The following is a 16,454-nucleotide window of genomic DNA, read 5'->3' on the forward strand; positions in this document are numbered from 1 at the left end:
TTTTTGTTTTTTGCCGTTAGTTAAACCGCGAGCGATCGGCAAGCTGATCGGTTTGAGCCGCAGCAGCGCTCAGACGGCGAGGATCAGGAAAATTGCCGGCCGCTTGTGGAGATCGATAACCGGTTTCTTTTTCCAGTCGGCCACAGTGCAGCTGGCGATGGTTTCCGTTTCAAGCGTCAGATCGACGGCGACGCAGACCAACGTGGACGGCGCGCACGTTGCCAGCAACGTGTCGAGCAGCGGCTTATTCCGATAAGGTGTTTCGATAAAAATCTGCGTTTGCTTGCCTTTGCGCGACTGTTGCTCCAGGTCGCGCAGACGCTTGGCCCGTTCGGTGGCGTCGACCGGCAGGTAGCCGTGGAACGCAAAGCTCTGGCCATTCAGGCCGGAAGCCATCAACGCCAGCAGAATCGAACTCGGTCCGACAAACGGCACGACCTTCACGCCGCGCTCGTGCGCACGGCGCACCAGCAAGGCGCCCGGATCGGCGACCGCCGGGCAGCCGGCTTCGGACACCAGGCCCGCATCGGTGCCGGCCAAAAGCGGCGCGAGCAGTTTGTCGATCTCGCCAGCCGGCGTATTGACATTCAATTCGCGAATCTCGATTTCCTGGATAGGCTTTTCGGTGCCGACCTTCTTCAGGAAAGCGCGAGTGGTTTTCGCGTTTTCGCCAATGTAATAGTGCAATGATGCCGCGCGAGCGCGCACCGGCGCGGGCAGGACGGCGTCGAGTGCGTCGGCGTCGCCTTCGCCGAGCGTGTTCGGGATCAGATATAAGGTGCCGCTCATTGTGCCCCCAGAAGTGGGTAACCCACTGCGAGCAGCATGCGCGACAGTGTGATTAACGGCAGGCCGACCAGCGCGGTCGGGTCGTCCGAGTGAATGGCATCAAGCAATGCGATGCCGAGACCTTCGGATTTGGCGCTGCCCGCGACGTCGTAAGGCGTTTCGGCGCGCAGATAGGTGTCCAGCGCGGCGTCCGGCAAGTCGCGGAATTGTACGCGGGTGATTACGTCGACGGCTTGCGCCGCCCCCGAACGACTGTCGAACAGGCACAGCGCACTGTGGAACAGTACTTCGCGGCCGCGCATTGCCTGCAACTGGGCGAGCGCCTTGTTGTGCGTGCCGGGCTTGCCGATCTGCAGGCCGTCGTAGGTGGCGACCTGATCCGAGCCGATTACGAGTGCGGCTTCACCGGCGCCGAGTTTGTCTGCCACCGCGCGGGCTTTCGCCTCGGCGAGGCGCAGGGCGGTCACTTCGGGCGTTTCGCCGGTGAGCGGCGTCTCGTCGATTGCCGGCACGAGGACGTCGAACGGAATGCGCAGGCGCTCGAGCAGGTCGCGACGATACGGCGAACTCGACGCCAGAATCAGGCGTGGCGGGCGATTGAGGGAATCTGGCATGGTCAACCAACAGCTAGAGAGGCGGGCGTACGAGGTTGCGCGGATTTCGCGTATGTACGGGCTTAAGTGTTTGACTCGAAAAGACAAAACGGATATGATTTCGGGCTTTTCATCGGTATGCTATTGAGCGAGCGGGCCTTTTTCTGAAGTTCGCGGACTACTTTGCAACCGATTTACCCTCGGCGAAATCCTTGCCGACGCAGGAGCGCACATGACTCAACATCCTGGCAACCCTGCTGGTCTGCCCGACCCGCATGATCTCGATCTGTTCGAATTTGCGCGGAGTGGGCGTCAGGCCGCGGGTGTCGTGCGCGTCTCGCAACTGCCGCGCATGTTAAACGAAGTCCCGGCAGAAGCGCCAGACCGCGATACCGCGTTCACCTGGCAAGCCGAAGGGGCGACGCAACCGGAATTGCAGGACAACGGCACTGAGGGTCCGCAGCCTTATCTGAGGCTCGCCATTCACGGTGCTGCATGGCTCGAATGTCAGCGGTGCATGACGCCGTATCTGCAGGCGTTCAATGTCGATGCAACTTACCGGATCGTCAACACTGAGGCGGAAGCCGAAGAGTTTCCGCTCGACGAGGATGAAGTCGAAGTGATCGTGGGCTCGCGCCAGTTCGATCTCATCGACTTGATCGAAGAAGAGTTGCTGCTTTCCTTGCCGCTCGTGCCCAAGCACGAGGTTTGTCCCGAAGTACACGAGAGCCTCGTCTCTGGTGTGGCTGGAGCAGAAGGCGAGGGCGACGAGGCCGCGGGGGATGAGGCTGGTAAGGGCGGTGAGCCCGAGCGGCCCAATCCGTTTGCGGCGCTCGAAAGTCTCAAGCGCGGTGAGCCGGGCGACAAGAAGCACTGAACAGTTGCATGGGAGCGCGAAGCGGGCGCATTGGCCATTCGGTCGATGGCGGACACCGGGTCGGGCTGTGTTAGAATTCGGAAAATTTTTAGGAGTTAGTCATGGCAGTTCAACAAAATAAGAAGTCGCCGTCGAAGCGCGGTATGCACCGTTCGCACGATTTCCTGACGGCAGCGCCGCTGGCCGTGGAACCGAGCACGGGCGAAGTGCATCTGCGTCACCACGTTAGCCCGAACGGCTACTATCGCGGCAAGAAAGTCGTCAAGACGAAGAACGACTAATCGTTCCACTGCGGTGCGCCCCTTGGCGTTTCGCGTGGCGATCGGCTCGCTTGACATTTTCCCGGCTCGGCAGAAAGGCGGCATTCAACTGCCGCTTTTTTGTGTCGATCGCAATTGGCGCTTTGGCGCTTGCTGCGGTTCCATGCAGGGCGCCTGAAATTCGTCGCACTCCATGACAGTAAAGCTCACGATAGATTGCATGGGAGGCGACCACGGCCCGTCCGTGACCGTTCCCGCTGCCGTCAACTTCGTTCGTTCGCATCCCGACGCGCAGTTGCTGCTCGTCGGCATTGAAAGTGCGATTCGTGCGCAGCTGAAGAAGTTGAAGGCTCAGGACCTGCCGGCGCTGACCGTCGTACCAGCTTCCGAGATCGTCGCCATGGACGATTCGGTCGAAGTCGCGCTGCGCAAGAAAAAAGACTCATCCATGCGCGTGGCGCTGAATCGCGTCAAGGAATGCGAGGCGCAAGCCTGCATTTCCGCCGGCAACACTGGCGCGCTGATGGCGGTCTCGCGTTATGTGCTGAAGACGCTGCCGGGCATCGAACGCCCGGCGATCGCGTCTGCGTTACCCAATCCCACTGGCTACACGATGATGCTCGACCTGGGCGCCAACGTCGATTGCGAGCCGCAGCATCTGCTGCAGTTCGCGGAGATGGGGCACGCGCTCGTGTCCGCGCTCGAAGGCCGCGAGCGGCCCACCATTGGGCTGCTCAACATTGGCGAAGAAGTCATCAAGGGTAACGACACCATCAAGCGTGCCGGCGAACTCCTGCGCGCGAGTACACTTAACTTTCACGGTAACGTTGAAGGCAACGATATCTTCAAGGGCACGGTTGACGTGATCGTCTGTGACGGTTTTGTCGGCAATGTCGCGTTGAAAACGTCGGAAGGCCTTGCGCAGATGCTCTCCAACATCATCAAGGAAGAGTTCGGTCGTTCGTGGCTTACCAAGGTGATGGCGGTGCTCGCATTGCCAGTATTGATGCGCTTCAAGAAACGCGTCGATCATCGGCAATACAATGGGGCCGCATTGCTGGGCCTGCGCGGGTTGGTGATCAAAAGCCACGGCTCGGCGGATGCCTATGGGTTTGAGTGGGCTATCAAACGCGGGTATGATGCCGTCAAAAACGGCGTGCTGGAACGCCTTGCGCGGGCAATGGAAGAGAATGCGAGTTCTCTGGAACAGGCGGCGCGCGACGCGAGCGGTGGGGGGCAGGCAAGCCCGATCGCAGGCCAGCCGGCCGAGCCCTACGCTGCGCAATCCTCGAAGGCATAATGGCTCAATCGACAATTTATTCCCGCGTGCTGGGCACCGGCAGTTACCTGCCGCCCGGGCGCGTCACCAATCAGGATCTGGCTGAACGTCTCGCCAGGCAGGGCGTCGAGACGAGCGACGAATGGATCGTCGCCCGCACCGGCATCCATGCGCGTCACTTCGCCGAACCCGATGTCGCCACCAGCGATCTGGCGCTGGCCGCCTCGCAGCGCGCGATTGAAGCGGCCGACATCGATCCGCAATCCATCGATCTGATCATCGTTGCAACCTCCACGCCTGACTTTGTGTTCCCGAGTACCGCGTGCCTGTTGCAGAACAAGCTCGGCATCAAGAACCACGGTGCGGCATTCGACGTGCAGGCCGTCTGTTCCGGCTTTGCCTATGCGGTTGCGATGGCGGACAGTCTGATTCGCGGCGGCCAGCATCGCACGGCGCTCGTGATCGGCGCAGAAACCTTCTCGCGCATTCTCGATTTCAAGGACCGTACCACCTGCGTACTGTTCGGTGATGGCGCGGGCGCGGTGATCCTGCAGGCGTCCGAAGAACCTGGCGTGTTGGCGAGCGCTTTGCACGCAGACGGCAGTCATTCGAACATTCTCTGCACGCCTGGCAATGTGAACGGTGGTGTGATCGAGGGCAGCGCATTCCTGCATATGGACGGGCAGGCTGTGTTCAAGCTCGCGGTCAATGTGCTCGAAAAAGTCGCGGTCGAGGCGCTTGCAAAAGCGAATCTGTCGGCCGAGCAGATCGACTGGCTGATTCCGCATCAGGCCAATATCCGCATCATGCAAAGCACCTGCCGCAAGCTCGGCTTGCCGCAGGAACGCATGGTCGTCACGGTGGGCGAGCACGGCAATACGTCGGCTGCGTCCATTCCGCTCGCATTCGACGTCGCCGTACGCGACGGCCGCATCAAGCGCGGCCAGAACGTGCTGATCGAAGGCGTCGGCGGCGGCTTCACGTGGGGCGCGTCGGTTATCCGCTACTGATAGCGGCGACGTTATGGCGAGCGCTCTTCGTGGCGCTCGAATCCGCTTGAGCGCGCTCGCCATCAACCGGGCGCGCCACCCACATCTGACAACATCGATTTTGGGGACGATATGAAATTTGCATTCGTTTTTCCTGGGCAAGGTTCGCAGTCGGTCGGCATGCTCAACGCATTCGCCGATCACGCGATCGTACGAGAGACGGTTCAGGAAGCGTCCGATGCGCTCAATCAGGACCTCGGCAAGCTGATCGCGGAAGGCCCCGTCGAAGATCTGAATCTCACCACCAATACCCAGCCGGTCATGCTGACCGCCGCGTATGCGATTTATCGCGCGTGGCAGCAGGCGGGCGGCCCGAAACCGGCCATCGTCGCCGGTCATAGCCTCGGCGAATACACCGCGCTGGTCGCGGCGGGCGCAATCGCGTTTCGCGATGCTGTGCCGCTCGTGCGTTTTCGCGCGCAAGCTATGCAAACGGCCGTGCCGGTAGGCGTTGGCGGTATGGCTGCGATCCTCGGCCTCGATGACGATACGGTGCGCGCAGTTTGTGCCGAAGCGTCGATCGCGGGCGTTGTCGAAGCAGTGAATTTCAACGCGCCCGCACAAGTTGTGATCGCCGGTCACAAGGCTGCCGTCGAAAAGGCCTGCGAAGTCGCGAAGGCGAAGGGCGCAAAGCGTGCGTTACCGTTGCCGGTGTCCGCGCCGTTCCACTCGTCGCTGCTCAAGCCTGCCTCGGATCAATTGCGCGAGTATCTGGCCAGCGTCGACGTGCAGGTACCGTCGATTCCGGTGATCAACAATGTTGACGTCGCGGTGGTCAACGAGCCGGCAAAGATCAAGGACGCGCTGGTGCGTCAGGCTGCAGGTCCGGTGCGTTGGGTCGAAAGCGTACAGGCGATAGCGGCGCAAGGCGTTACGCATGTGATCGAATGCGGTCCTGGCAAGGTCCTTGCGGGTTTGACGAAGCGCATCGACGGCAATCTGGTCGGCGTTTCAGTGTTCGATCCGGCTTCGCTCGAAGAAACGCTTAAGCTCGTGACGGCGGGCTGAACGCCGCGTCATTGGCGCCACGATCGGCATCAGGAATCAATCAGCCCTCCGAAAGGGCATCCGGACTGACAGATGGAAAAGACTCTCGACAAGCAAATCGCAATCGTAACGGGCGCGTCGCGCGGCATTGGCCGTGCAATCGCGATGGAGCTGGCGCGCCAGGGCGCGACGGTGATCGGCACGGCGACCAGTGAAAGCGGCGCAGCCGCGATTACCGAAGCGTTTGCTGCAGCCGGCGTGAACGGCCGCGGCGCGGTGCTCAACGTGAACGACGCCGCCGCAGCCGAAACGCTGATCGACGGCACTGTGAAGGAATTCGGCGCGCTGCACGTGCTGGTGAACAATGCCGGCATTACGCAGGACCAACTCGCGATGCGCATGAAAGACGACGACTGGGACGCGGTGATCGACACCAATCTCAAGTCGGTCTTCCGTTTGTCGCGCGCGGTACTGCGTCCGATGATGAAGGCGAAGGGCGGCCGTATCATCAACATCACGTCGGTGGTCGGCTCGGCCGGCAACCCGGGGCAGGTCAACTATGCAGCCGCGAAAGCGGGCGTAGCAGGTATGACGCGCGCACTGGCACGCGAGATCGGTAGCCGCGGCATCACCGTCAATTGTGTCGCGCCAGGCTTCATCGACACTGATATGACCAGGACGTTGCCGGAAGAGCAGCAAACCGCGCTGAAGACGCAGATTCCGCTCGGCCGCCTCGGCAGCCCGGACGATATCGCGCACGCTGTGGCGTTCCTCGCGTCGCCCCAGGCGGGGTATATCACCGGCACGACACTGCATGTGAACGGCGGAATGTACATGTCGTAACAAAATTCGGTTACTATCCGCGCCTTGATGCGTTTGCAAAAGCGTAAGGCGCATGCCTTGACAGGAACCCGATGCGCCTCTTTTTTGCCGGGTCAAACCTGATAAAATGCGCGCACCTGTATTTTTGAACTTCTTTTCCCTTGGAGGGGTAATGGACAATATCGAACAGCGCGTCAAGAAGATCGTCGCAGAACAACTGGGCGTTGCAGAAGCTGAAATCAAGAACGAAGCTTCGTTCGTGAACGACCTCGGCGCTGACTCGCTCGACACAGTTGAACTCGTGATGGCCCTCGAAGACGAATTCGGCATGGAAATTCCGGATGAAGAAGCCGAGAAGATCACCACTGTTCAGCAAGCGATCGACTACGCTCGCGCGAACGTCAAGGCCTAAGGTCATTCACGCCTGCGTTTCTGCGTTGGCGGCGTATGACGCCCTGCCGTGTCGGTTTCCGACGCCAGCAGGGCTGGCGCTTTTTGCCGTGCAGGAGCCAGCGATGCTGACAGCGCAAGTTTCCGCGCGATTGCCGACTTTCAAGAAAACGCCGGGCCGCCCTGCGTTTTCCGCCCCGAAGGAAGTCCCCTTGGGGGATTGTCCCCCTCGGGGGAGCCTGGTGCGAAGCGCCAGGTGTGGGGGCGGCTAACAGCCACAGGGCACACAGGGCAGGTTCCTGTGGCCGCTGTGGCTTTTGCTTTTGTCATCTATGAAAAAGGGGTTACCGTGAGCCGCCGTCGTGTTGTTGTTACAGGCCTGGGGCTGATTTCGCCTGTTGGCAATAATGTTGCCGACGGCTGGGCCAATCTGGTCGCCGGCAAGTCGGGTATTGCCAATATCACGAAGTTCGATGCGTCGAACTTCTCGACTCGTTTCGCCGGCGAGGTGAAGGGCTTCAATATCGAGGACTACATCCCCGGTAAGGAAGCGCGCCACATGGATACGTTCATCCATTACGGCGTCGCAGCCGGCATCCAGGCGATGCAGGATAGCGGTCTCGAAGTTACCGACGAGAATTCGGAGCGCATCGGCGTAGTGGTCGGTTCAGGCATCGGCGGCTTGCCGATGATTGAAAACACGCAGACCGAATTGCTGAATCGCGGCCCGCGCCGTATTTCGCCGTTCTTCGTGCCTGCTTCGATCATCAACATGATCTCGGGCCACCTGTCGATCAAATTCGGCATCAAGGGTCCGAATCTGGCGATCGTGACCGCATGTACCACGGGTCTGCACTGTATCGGCGAGGCTTCGCGCCTGATCGAATACGGTGACGCCGACGTGATGATCGCTGGCGGCGCCGAATCGACTGTGTCGCCGCTCGGTGTCGGCGGCTTTGCGGCGGCGCGTGCGCTGTCGCAACGCAACGACGATCCGGCAACGGCGAGCCGTCCGTGGGACAAGGATCGCGACGGTTTCGTGCTGGGCGAGGGTGCCGGCGTGATGGTGCTCGAAGAGTACGAACACGCGAAGGCGCGCGGCGCGAAGATTTACGCCGAAGTCAGCGGTTATGGGATGAGCGGCGACGCCTATCACATGACGGCACCGCTGGAAGATGGCGACGGTGCACGCCGCTGCATGCTGGCTGCCCTGAAGAACGCGGGCGTCAACACGGACCAGGTGAATTACCTGAACGCGCATGGCACGTCCACGCCGCTCGGCGACCTGGCTGAAACCACCGGCATCAAGCGCGCTTTCGGCGACCACGCCAAAGACATGGTCGTGAATTCGACCAAGTCGATGACGGGCCATCTGTTGGGCGGCGCCGGCGGTCTGGAATCCGTGTTTACGGTGCTGGCCGTGCATCATCAGGTGTCGCCGCCGACGATCAACATCTTCAATCAGGATCCGGCCTGCGATCTCGATTACTGCGCCAACACTGCGCGGGAGATGAAGATCGACGTCGCGCTGAAGAACTCGTTCGGGTTCGGCGGCACGAATGGCACGCTGGTTTTCAAGCGCACCTGATTGCCAGATCGTTTGGTGACACGCCAGTCGAAAACGCCGGTTTGTCCGGCGGTTTCCCTTGAATCGGCAACGCCCGACGGAGCGCCGCAGCGGATTGCGTTGCGGCGCTCCGTCGCCATGCGCGCCGCTTTAGGGGTGTTCGTCCTGATTGCGACGTTGGCCGCCTATATCTGCTTCGCGTCGCATCTAGGCACATGGCAGGCCGTTCCGTTGGCGCTTTCCGTGTTAGCGCTGCTGACACTCTGTGCGGTAAAACATGAGCGTGCGCAGCCTGTTGCGCTGAAAATCGGCCCGGACGGATTGTCTGCCTGGGATCGCGGCGGCAGTTTGCTCATGCAGGGCCGCATTGCTGGCTGCTCACAATGGAGTGGCCGCTTGCTCGTTCTGGCGCTGGTGCCTGACCAGGGGCGCTCCCGCACGCTACTTCTTGCCGCTGACGCGCTTCCAGCGCCTGTCTTCCGGGAACTGGCCGTGCTGGGCCGGCATGGCGCCGGTGCCTGACTGTAACGACTGTAACCGCTGTTACCTGAGTAACGTGCCGCGATGATGGGGACGCTACAATGGTCCCCCGCCATGCGCCCTATAGTTAACGGATTTATCAGGTGAGCGAAAAAGAAATTGATCAGTTGCTGGTCGAGCGCGTCCAGAAGGGCGACAAGGCCGCGTTCGAGCTTCTGGTCTCCAAATACCACCGTAAGATTCTCCGGCTGATCTCCCGTCTCGTGCGGGACCCGGCTGAAGTGGAAGACGTCGCCCAGGACGCCTTTATCAAGGCGTACCGGGCGTTGCCGCAGTTTCGCGGGGATTCGGCCTTTTATACGTGGTTGTACCGGATTGCGGTCAACACGGCAAAGAACTACCTTGCGACCCAAGGGCGGCGCGCACCGACTTCGACCGAAGCAGATGCTGAAGAAGCTGAAACTTTCTCGGACGCCGACCAACTAAGGGATATCAACACGCCTGAGTCGATGTTGATGAGCAAGCAGATCGCTGAGACGGTCAATGCTGCGATGGCGGTTTTACCGGAAGAATTGCGCACCGCCATTACTCTTCGTGAAATTGAAGGTTTGAGCTACGAAGAAATCGCTGAGATGATGGGTTGCCCAATTGGCACAGTCAGATCACGAATTTTTCGCGCTCGCGAAGCCATTGCGGCAAAATTGCGTCCGTTGCTTGACACACCTGAAGGCAAGCGCTGGTAAACACCAGCCCTCCGGACGGGACGCGGGTGCAATATCTGGATTAGTGGTGTCACTACGGGGTATTTGTAAGATGGGGAGCATCATGGGGTCGGTCTCGATGCAATCGCAAGCCAGCTCGCGCGGCGAGCGTCTGTCCGCTTTTGTCGACGGTGAGCTGTTCGGCGAAGAGCATCTCAACACGTTTGTTTCCGGACTGGATGGCGAAGATCGTGCCGCCTGGTCGTGCTATCACCTGATCGGCGACGCGCTGCGCTCCGACGATCTGGCGGTTAGCCCAGCGGCGAGCAATGCGTTCCTGAGCGGTTTTGCCGCACGTCTCGGCAATGAGCCGCACCTGCTCGCGCCTGCCGCAATGCCGGTCGTGCGCCGCTTGCTGGCGCTGCGTCGCCGGGTTGTGCCGGCCTTTGCTGTCGCTGCCGCCGCTGCCACATTGACGTGGATCGTCGTGCCGCAACTGCAAGGCGTGCCGGGTGGCCCGGGCGTGACGCAAGTCGCGTCCATCCAGTCGCACGGCGATTCGCTGCAACGCGTGGCCATGGCCTCGATGCCTGCCGCCGCGGTCCAGCCGGTCGCGCAAGACGCCAACATCATTCGTGACGCAAGTCTCGATCAGTATCTGGAAGCTCACCAGCAATTCGCGCAACAACCGGTCATGCCGGGCTCGATGCCGCTGATTCGCGCTGCCGCAGTTTCTACGCAAGGCCAATAGTTTGATGCAGACTCCGCGGTTGAATAAAACGACTATCTGGGGGCGGCTGCCGGCATTTCTGTTCTGCGCAGCCGTATTGTTGTCCGCTACACCGCGGGTCTTTGCACAAACCGACGATCCACTCGTCGCCCGTCGCACGGCCGCGGAGCTGCTCGATCGAATCCATCAGGCCGCCCAGCAGCAGAACTATGAGGGCGCGTTCGTCTATCAGCGCGGCAATTTCGTTCAGACGTCGCAGATCGCGCACTACGCGACCCGCACGGACGGCGAATTCGAGCAGCTCGAAAGCCTCGACGGCAAGCCGCGCAAAATGCTCCGCCATAACGAAGATCTCTACACGTTCGTACCTGAACGGCATCTGTGCGTGGTTGAGAAGCGCCAGAACAAAGATTCGTTTCCTGCTCTGCTGGCTGTAAGCGGCGAGCAGGTGCTGTCTGTGTATGAGCCGAAGCTGCTCGGTGACGATCGCGTCGCGGGTATCGACAGTCAGGTGATCGAGCTCGACCCGAAAGACGCATATCGCTTTGCTTACAAGCTGTGGGCCGACAAGAAGACTGGTTTGCTGCTACGTGCGCAGACGCTTGACCCGAACGGCCAGGTGCTTGAGCAGTTGTCGTTTTCGCAGATTCGCATCGGCGTGCCGGTCGACAAGACCGCCATCGTCAACGGTATTCGTAATCTGGCAGGTTGGACGGTGGTGCGTCCGCCGGTCGAGCCGGTCGATATGGCTGCGCAAGGCTGGCAAATCACGCCGACGGTGCCGGGCTTCCGCAAGATTCGCGAACTGCGCCGCCCAATGGCCGCGCGTGAGGCGAGCCAGCCGACCATTCCGGTCGATCAGGCCGTATTTTCCGACGGCCTCGCGGCCATTTCGGTGTTTGTCGAGCCGGTTGAGAACAATACTCGCAAGGAAGGCGCGGGTAGCAGCGGCGCCACCCACGTGCTGGTCAAGCGGCGGGGCGACTTCTGGATTACTCTGCTTGGTGAAGTGCCCCAGACCACATTGCAGCAATTTGCGTCTGCCATAGAATATAAAGCTCCGAAGTAATCCTCCGAATCACTCGAATCCCTCGGCTTGCTACGATATGACGACTTTCTCGGTGCGCAAATTCCTCGCGGCCGCGGTGGTAGCGGCGTGTTTGCCGCTCGTGCCGCACACGGCGTCGGCGGCTTCCGCAGCCAATCTGCCCGACTTCACTGACCTCGTCGACAAGGTTGGTCCGGCAGTCGTCAACATTCGCACGACCACGCGCGTGTCGAACAGCAGTGCCCGCGGCGGACTGCCGCCAGGTATGGACGACGGCGACATGTCGGAGTTTTTCCGCCGCTTCTTCGGCATCCCGTTGCCGCAGTCGCCGCAGTCGCCGCAATCACCGGGTACGCCTGGTACACCGCGCGGCGGCGATAACGGCGGTAGCGGCGGCAGCCAGGACTCGCCGGATAACAGCGATCCCGAGCAGAACAGCGGCGTCGGCTCAGGCTTCATCCTGTCGGCAGACGGCTACGTGATGACCAACGCGCACGTCGTGGACGACGCGGACACCATTTACGTCACCCTCACCGATAAGCGCGAGTTCAAGGCCAAACTGATCGGTGTGGACGATCGGACCGATGTTGCCGTCGTGAAGATCAGTGCTGCCAACTTGCCGACCATTACGATTGGCGACTCGAACAAGGTGCGTGTGGGCGAGTGGGTGGTCGCGATCGGTTCGCCGTTCGGTCTTGAGAACACGGTGACGGCCGGCATCGTCAGCGCCAAGGGGCGCGACACGGGCGATTATCTGCCGTTCATCCAGACCGACGTGGCCGTCAATCCGGGCAATTCAGGCGGTCCGCTGATCAACATGCAGGGCGAAGTGATCGGCATCAATTCGCAGATTTACAGCCGTACTGGCGGTTTCATGGGCATCTCGTTCGCCATTCCGATCGACGAGGCGATGCGTGTGGCCGATCAGCTGAAAACCTCGGGTAAGGTAGTGCGCGGCCGGATCGCAGTGGCGATCGGCGAAGTGACGAAGGACGTAGCCGATTCGCTCGGTTTGCCGAAGGCGCAGGGTGCGCTCGTCAGCAGCGTCGAACCGGGCGGTCCAGCGGACAAGGCGGGCGTGCAGCCCGGCGACATCATCCTGAAGTTCAACGGTCATTCGGTCGACACGGCAACAGATTTGCCGCGCATGGTCGGCGATACGAAGCCGGGCACCAAGTCGACTATTACGATCTGGCGCAAAGGCCAGACGCGCGATCTGCCGGTCACGATTGCCGAGATGCAGCCGGACAAGACCGCCAAGGCGGATCAGAAGAAGCCGCCAGTGCCGAAGCAGCGCGCCACCAACGTGCTAGGGCTCGCCGTTAGCGATATTCCTTCTGACCAGCTGAAGGCGCTGAAACTGCACAACGGTGTGCAGATCGACGCAGTAGATGGCCCGGCTGTGCGCGTCGGGCTGCAAAAGGGCGACATCGTCCTGCGTGTGGGCGATACGGATATCACGAGCGCGAAGCAGTTCGACGACCTGAGCTCGCACCTCGACCCGCAGAAGATGGTGGCGCTGTTGGTTCGTCGCGGCGAGAACACGCAGTTCGTGCCGATTCGTCCGCGCAGCGCGCAGAAATGAAGAAAGTGGCGCCGCTCACGCTCTATGGGCGCGCGTGGTGCCACTTATGCGACGACATGCGTGCCGCGCTCGAGCCTTTGCTGGCCGAATTCGGCGCGCAAGTCGTCGTGATCGACATTGACACCGATCCATTGCTGGAAGCCCGTTACAACGAGCTAGTGCCGGTTCTGCTCTGCGACGGTGTCGAACTGTGTCACTATCACCTTGACGCGGCGCGGGTTCGCGCCGCGCTCGCCGCACGCTTTGTGGCGGCGCATTCGGGATCCACACATTCGGGATCCAATTAAGGGCCCAACCAGACGCAAACGTGCGTCGTTGACCCCCGGTTTCACGTCTCTCCTGAGCCGTCTTTTCCGCCCGAGCCTCGCAAGATGCGCCGGGCGATAGCCTTTTCGGCTAAAATAGATAGGTTTTTCACCTACTTACAAGGCGTGCTCCGCTATTGTCCGGGCGCGCCTTTTTCGCTTGATCGGTACTGAATGGATCATATTCGTAACTTTTCGATCATTGCGCACATCGACCATGGCAAGTCGACGCTCGCCGATCGCATCATCCAGATCTGCGGTGGCTTGTCCGACCGCGAGATGGAATCTCAAGTGCTCGACTCGATGGATCTCGAGCGCGAGCGCGGCATCACCATCAAGGCACAAACCGCCGCACTGACCTATAAGGCCCGTGATGGGCAGATCTACAACCTGAACATGATCGACACGCCGGGCCACGTCGACTTCTCGTACGAAGTCAGCCGCTCGCTGTCCGCGTGTGAAGGCGCGTTGCTGGTCGTCGACGCAAGCCAGGGCGTGGAAGCGCAAACCGTCGCCAACTGCTATACGGCGATTGAGCTTGGCGTCGACGTGATTCCGGTGCTCAACAAGATCGACTTGCCGGCCGCGAACCCCGAGAGCGCAATCGAAGAAATTGAAGACGTGATCGGTATCGACGCAACCGACGCTACGCGTTGCAGCGCGAAGACCGGCCTTGGCGTGGAGGACGTGATCGAAGCACTGATCGCCAAAGTGCCGCCGCCCAAGGGCGATCCGGAAGCACCGTTGCAGGCGCTGATCATCGACTCGTGGTTCGACAATTACGTCGGCGTCGTGATGCTGGTGCGTCTGATGAACGGCACGCTTCGTCCGAAAGACAAGATCCGCATGATGGCGACCGGCGCGCAGTACCCGGTTGAGCACATCGGCGTGTTTACGCCGAAGTCGAAGAATCTCGAATCGTTGTCGGCCGGGCAGGTGGGTTTCATCATCGCCGGCATCAAGGAATTGGCCGCCGCGAAGGTGGGCGACACCGTCACGCTGGTGAACCGTCCGGCTGCCGAGCCGCTGCCGGGCTTCAAGGAAGTGAAGCCGCAGGTGTTCGCCGGCCTCTATCCGGTTGAAGCCAACCAGTACGACGCGCTGCGTGATTCGCTGGAAAAGCTGAAGCTCAACGACGCCTCGCTGCAGTACGAGCCGGAAGTGTCGCAGGCGCTTGGCTTCGGTTTCCGTTGCGGCTTCCTCGGTCTGTTGCACATGGAGATCGTGCAGGAGCGTCTCGAGCGTGAGTTCGACATGGACCTGATCACCACGGCGCCGACCGTGGTGTACGAAGTCCTGCAGCGCGACGGCACGCTCCTCATGGTCGAAAATCCGGCCAAGATGCCGGAGCCGTCGAAGATTGAGGAAGTACGTGAGCCGATCGTCACGGTGAACCTGTACATGCCGCAAGAGTACGTCGGCGCGGTAATCACGCTGTGTACGAACAAGCGCGGCAACCAGATCAACATGCAGTATCGCGGCCGTCAGGTGCAGTTGACCTACGAAATCCCGATGGGCGAAGTCGTGCTCGATTTCTTCGACCGTCTGAAGTCGATCTCGCGCGGCTACGCGTCGATGGATTACGAGTTCAAGGAATACCGCGCGGCAGACGTCGTGAAGGTCGACATGCTGATCAACGGCGACAAGGTGGATGCGTTGTCGGTGATCGTGCACCGTTCGCAAAGCCAGTATCGCGGCCGCGAAGTGGCGGCGAAGATGCGCGAACTGATTCCGCGCCAGATGTACGACGTCGCGATTCAGGCCACTATCGGTGCGAACATCATTGCGCGCGAAAACATTAAAGCGTTGCGTAAGAACGTGCTGGCAAAATGCTACGGCGGCGATATTTCCCGTAAGAAGAAACTGCTCGAGAAACAAAAGGCAGGCAAGAAGCGAATGAAGCAGGTGGGGTCGGTCGAGATTCCGCAAGAGGCTTTCCTCGCGATCCTGCGTGTCGAAGACAAATAAGACGAACAACGGAACTCTATGAATTTTGCGCTGATTCTTTTTGTGCTCGTCATTTTGACGGGCGTCGCATGGGTCGCAGACAAACTGATTTTCGTGCCGCAACGGCGGCGCGCGGCGGATGCGGTGGTCGCCGAGTTCGACCGCCAGCAGGCACGCGTCGGCGAGCGTTTCGCCGACGAAAACGCGGCGCAAACACGTGCCCGTCTGCGTGACGACAAGCTGCGCCAACCGTGGTGGCTCGAGTACTCGGCGAGCTTCTTCCCGGTGATTCTGGTGGTGTTTGTGGTGCGCTCGTTTGTGGTCGAGCCGTTCAAGATTCCTTCGGGCTCGATGGTGCCGACGCTGCTGGTAGGCGACTTCATCCTCGTCAATAAATTCGACTACGGCATCCGTCTGCCGATCATCAACACGAAGCTCACTGAAGGCCGTCCGCTCGAGCGGGGCGACGTTGTGGTGTTCCGCTACCCGAAAGACGAATCCGTCGACTACATCAAGCGCGTGATTGGCCTGCCGGGCGACACCATTGCTTATCAGGACAAGCAACTGACGATCAACGGCAAGCCGGTACCGGAAACGGCGCTGCCTGACTACCTCGACGAAGAGCGCCTCGGCTACGCGAAGCAATTCGAAGAAGATCTTGATGGCCGCAAGAACGCGATTCTGAACAACCCGGCCGTGCCGCCGTTCATCGTTGGCGCGGAAGATTATCCGTATCGCGATAACTGCACGTACAACGCACGCGGCGTGATCTGCAAAGTGCCGCCGGGCAATTACTTCATGATGGGTGACAACCGCGATAACAGCGCTGATAGCCGCTATTGGGGTTTTGCGCCGGACAAGAATATCGTCGGTCGCGCGTTTTTCATCTGGATGAACTTCAGCAATCTGAAACGCATCGGCCCATTCCACTGAGCGCGCATGCATTGATTGCACGACACGCCGCGGCGATGGCCCCATCTGGGTCATTTCCGTCGCGGCGTGTTATCACGCTACTTTAAGAATCCGCGGTAACGTCGCTTCACTA

The 16,454-nt window shown here is 60.6% G+C and carries 18 protein-coding genes; 16 read left to right on the forward strand and 2 right to left on the reverse strand.

Features of this window, described 5'->3' with window-relative positions; translation table 11 throughout:
- Window positions 1-69 precede the first annotated feature (69 nt).
- Window positions 70-789: an SAM-dependent methyltransferase gene (locus PQR40_RS06235; RefSeq protein WP_408333985.1), complete on the reverse strand. Its 720-nt coding sequence runs from the start codon at window positions 787-789 to the stop codon at window positions 70-72.
- Window positions 786-1,403, reverse strand: coding sequence for a Maf-like protein (locus PQR40_RS06240; RefSeq protein ID WP_408222224.1), 618 nt, complete (start codon window positions 1,401-1,403; stop codon window positions 786-788). The genes PQR40_RS06235 and PQR40_RS06240 overlap by 4 nt, the downstream gene beginning before the upstream one ends.
- 211 nt (window positions 1,404-1,614) lie before the next feature.
- Between PQR40_RS06240 and PQR40_RS06245 the strand changes: the two genes are divergently transcribed.
- The 16 genes from PQR40_RS06245 (at window position 1,615) to lepB (ending at window position 16,342) form a co-directional block, all read left to right on the forward strand.
- Window positions 1,615-2,259, forward strand: coding sequence for a DUF177 domain-containing protein (locus PQR40_RS06245; protein WP_408508620.1), 645 nt, complete (start codon window positions 1,615-1,617; stop codon window positions 2,257-2,259).
- A gap of 101 nt (window positions 2,260-2,360) precedes the next feature.
- On the forward strand, window positions 2,361-2,540 hold the full coding sequence (gene rpmF, locus PQR40_RS06250; RefSeq protein WP_006051932.1) for a 50S ribosomal protein L32: 180 nt from the start codon (window positions 2,361-2,363) through the stop codon (window positions 2,538-2,540).
- Between the two features lie 172 nt (window positions 2,541-2,712).
- The gene (gene plsX / locus PQR40_RS06255) at window positions 2,713-3,819 is read left to right on the forward strand and encodes a phosphate acyltransferase PlsX (RefSeq protein WP_408222220.1); all 1,107 of its coding nucleotides are present in this window, start codon (window positions 2,713-2,715) and stop codon (window positions 3,817-3,819) included.
- Complete coding sequence (locus tag PQR40_RS06260; protein ID WP_408222218.1) at window positions 3,819-4,808, forward strand: beta-ketoacyl-ACP synthase III; 990 nt, start codon at window positions 3,819-3,821, stop codon at window positions 4,806-4,808. Before plsX ends, PQR40_RS06260 begins: the two co-directional genes overlap by 1 nt.
- A 111-nt stretch (window positions 4,809-4,919) precedes the next feature.
- A complete protein-coding gene (gene fabD / locus PQR40_RS06265; protein ID WP_408508621.1) occupies window positions 4,920-5,855 on the forward strand; it encodes an ACP S-malonyltransferase in 936 nt (311 codons plus the stop codon).
- A 72-nt stretch (window positions 5,856-5,927) separates the two neighbouring features.
- A complete protein-coding gene (gene fabG / locus PQR40_RS06270) occupies window positions 5,928-6,677 on the forward strand; it encodes a 3-oxoacyl-ACP reductase FabG (protein WP_408222214.1) in 750 nt (249 codons plus the stop codon).
- 151 nt (window positions 6,678-6,828) lie between these two features.
- Window positions 6,829-7,068, forward strand: coding sequence for an acyl carrier protein (acpP, locus tag PQR40_RS06275; protein WP_004197638.1), 240 nt, complete (start codon window positions 6,829-6,831; stop codon window positions 7,066-7,068).
- 327 nt (window positions 7,069-7,395) lie between these two features.
- Window positions 7,396-8,634 (forward strand): beta-ketoacyl-ACP synthase II, encoded by a 1,239-nt coding sequence (fabF, locus tag PQR40_RS06280; protein WP_408508622.1) that lies wholly within the window; start codon window positions 7,396-7,398, stop codon window positions 8,632-8,634.
- A gap of 99 nt (window positions 8,635-8,733) precedes the next feature.
- Complete coding sequence (locus PQR40_RS06285; protein ID WP_494478195.1) at window positions 8,734-9,135, forward strand: protein YgfX; 402 nt, start codon at window positions 8,734-8,736, stop codon at window positions 9,133-9,135.
- Window positions 9,136-9,236: 101 nt separating this feature from the next.
- The gene (rpoE, locus tag PQR40_RS06290) at window positions 9,237-9,836 is read left to right on the forward strand and encodes an RNA polymerase sigma factor RpoE (RefSeq protein WP_408205998.1); all 600 of its coding nucleotides are present in this window, start codon (window positions 9,237-9,239) and stop codon (window positions 9,834-9,836) included.
- An 82-nt stretch (window positions 9,837-9,918) separates the two neighbouring features.
- Window positions 9,919-10,545, forward strand: a complete 627-nt coding sequence (locus tag PQR40_RS06295) for a sigma-E factor negative regulatory protein (RefSeq protein WP_408222208.1) — start codon at window positions 9,919-9,921, stop codon at window positions 10,543-10,545.
- A 4-nt stretch (window positions 10,546-10,549) separates the two neighbouring features.
- Window positions 10,550-11,593 carry a MucB/RseB family sigma factor regulatory protein gene (locus tag PQR40_RS06300; RefSeq protein WP_408222206.1) on the forward strand — a complete coding sequence of 348 codons (1,044 nt, stop codon included), beginning with the start codon at window positions 10,550-10,552 and terminating at the stop codon, window positions 11,591-11,593.
- Window positions 11,594-11,630: 37 nt separating this feature from the next.
- Window positions 11,631-13,157, forward strand: a complete 1,527-nt coding sequence (locus tag PQR40_RS06305) for a DegQ family serine endoprotease (protein ID WP_408508624.1) — start codon at window positions 11,631-11,633, stop codon at window positions 13,155-13,157.
- Window positions 13,154-13,444: a glutaredoxin family protein gene (locus tag PQR40_RS06310; RefSeq protein WP_408205990.1), complete on the forward strand. Its 291-nt coding sequence runs from the start codon at window positions 13,154-13,156 to the stop codon at window positions 13,442-13,444. The genes PQR40_RS06305 and PQR40_RS06310 overlap by 4 nt, the downstream gene beginning before the upstream one ends.
- A 192-nt stretch (window positions 13,445-13,636) precedes the next feature.
- The gene (gene lepA / locus PQR40_RS06315) at window positions 13,637-15,430 is read left to right on the forward strand and encodes a translation elongation factor 4 (RefSeq protein WP_408222202.1); all 1,794 of its coding nucleotides are present in this window, start codon (window positions 13,637-13,639) and stop codon (window positions 15,428-15,430) included.
- A gap of 18 nt (window positions 15,431-15,448) precedes the next feature.
- Complete coding sequence (gene lepB, locus PQR40_RS06320; protein ID WP_408222200.1) at window positions 15,449-16,342, forward strand: signal peptidase I; 894 nt, start codon at window positions 15,449-15,451, stop codon at window positions 16,340-16,342.
- Window positions 16,343-16,454 lie beyond the last annotated feature (112 nt).

The sequence above is a fragment of the Paraburkholderia sediminicola genome (assembly GCF_046026855.1).
GTDB lineage: Bacteria > Pseudomonadota > Gammaproteobacteria > Burkholderiales > Burkholderiaceae > Paraburkholderia > Paraburkholderia sediminicola_A.

Excerpts from the sequence above, each read along its gene's own strand:
- PQR40_RS06235 (WP_408333985.1), bottom strand. The coding sequence starts at position 789 with ATGAGCGGCACCTTATATCTGATCCCGAACACGCTCGGCGAAGGCGAC.
- PQR40_RS06240 (WP_408222224.1), bottom strand. The coding sequence starts at position 1,403 with ATGCCAGATTCCCTCAATCGCCCGCCACGCCTGATTCTGGCGTCGAGT.
- PQR40_RS06245 (WP_408508620.1), top strand. The coding sequence starts at position 1,615 with ATGACTCAACATCCTGGCAACCCTGCTGGTCTGCCCGACCCGCATGAT.
- rpmF (WP_006051932.1), top strand. The coding sequence starts at position 2,361 with ATGGCAGTTCAACAAAATAAGAAGTCGCCGTCGAAGCGCGGTATGCAC.
- plsX (WP_408222220.1), top strand. The coding sequence starts at position 2,713 with ATGACAGTAAAGCTCACGATAGATTGCATGGGAGGCGACCACGGCCCG.
- PQR40_RS06260 (WP_408222218.1), top strand. The coding sequence starts at position 3,819 with ATGGCTCAATCGACAATTTATTCCCGCGTGCTGGGCACCGGCAGTTAC.
- fabD (WP_408508621.1), top strand. The coding sequence starts at position 4,920 with ATGAAATTTGCATTCGTTTTTCCTGGGCAAGGTTCGCAGTCGGTCGGC.
- fabG (WP_408222214.1), top strand. The coding sequence starts at position 5,928 with ATGGAAAAGACTCTCGACAAGCAAATCGCAATCGTAACGGGCGCGTCG.
- acpP (WP_004197638.1), top strand. The coding sequence starts at position 6,829 with ATGGACAATATCGAACAGCGCGTCAAGAAGATCGTCGCAGAACAACTG.
- PQR40_RS06295 (WP_408222208.1), top strand. The coding sequence starts at position 9,919 with ATGGGGTCGGTCTCGATGCAATCGCAAGCCAGCTCGCGCGGCGAGCGT.
- PQR40_RS06300 (WP_408222206.1), top strand. The coding sequence starts at position 10,550 with ATGCAGACTCCGCGGTTGAATAAAACGACTATCTGGGGGCGGCTGCCG.
- PQR40_RS06305 (WP_408508624.1), top strand. The coding sequence starts at position 11,631 with ATGACGACTTTCTCGGTGCGCAAATTCCTCGCGGCCGCGGTGGTAGCG.
- PQR40_RS06310 (WP_408205990.1), top strand. The coding sequence starts at position 13,154 with ATGAAGAAAGTGGCGCCGCTCACGCTCTATGGGCGCGCGTGGTGCCAC.
- lepA (WP_408222202.1), top strand. The coding sequence starts at position 13,637 with ATGGATCATATTCGTAACTTTTCGATCATTGCGCACATCGACCATGGC.
- lepB (WP_408222200.1), top strand. The coding sequence starts at position 15,449 with ATGAATTTTGCGCTGATTCTTTTTGTGCTCGTCATTTTGACGGGCGTC.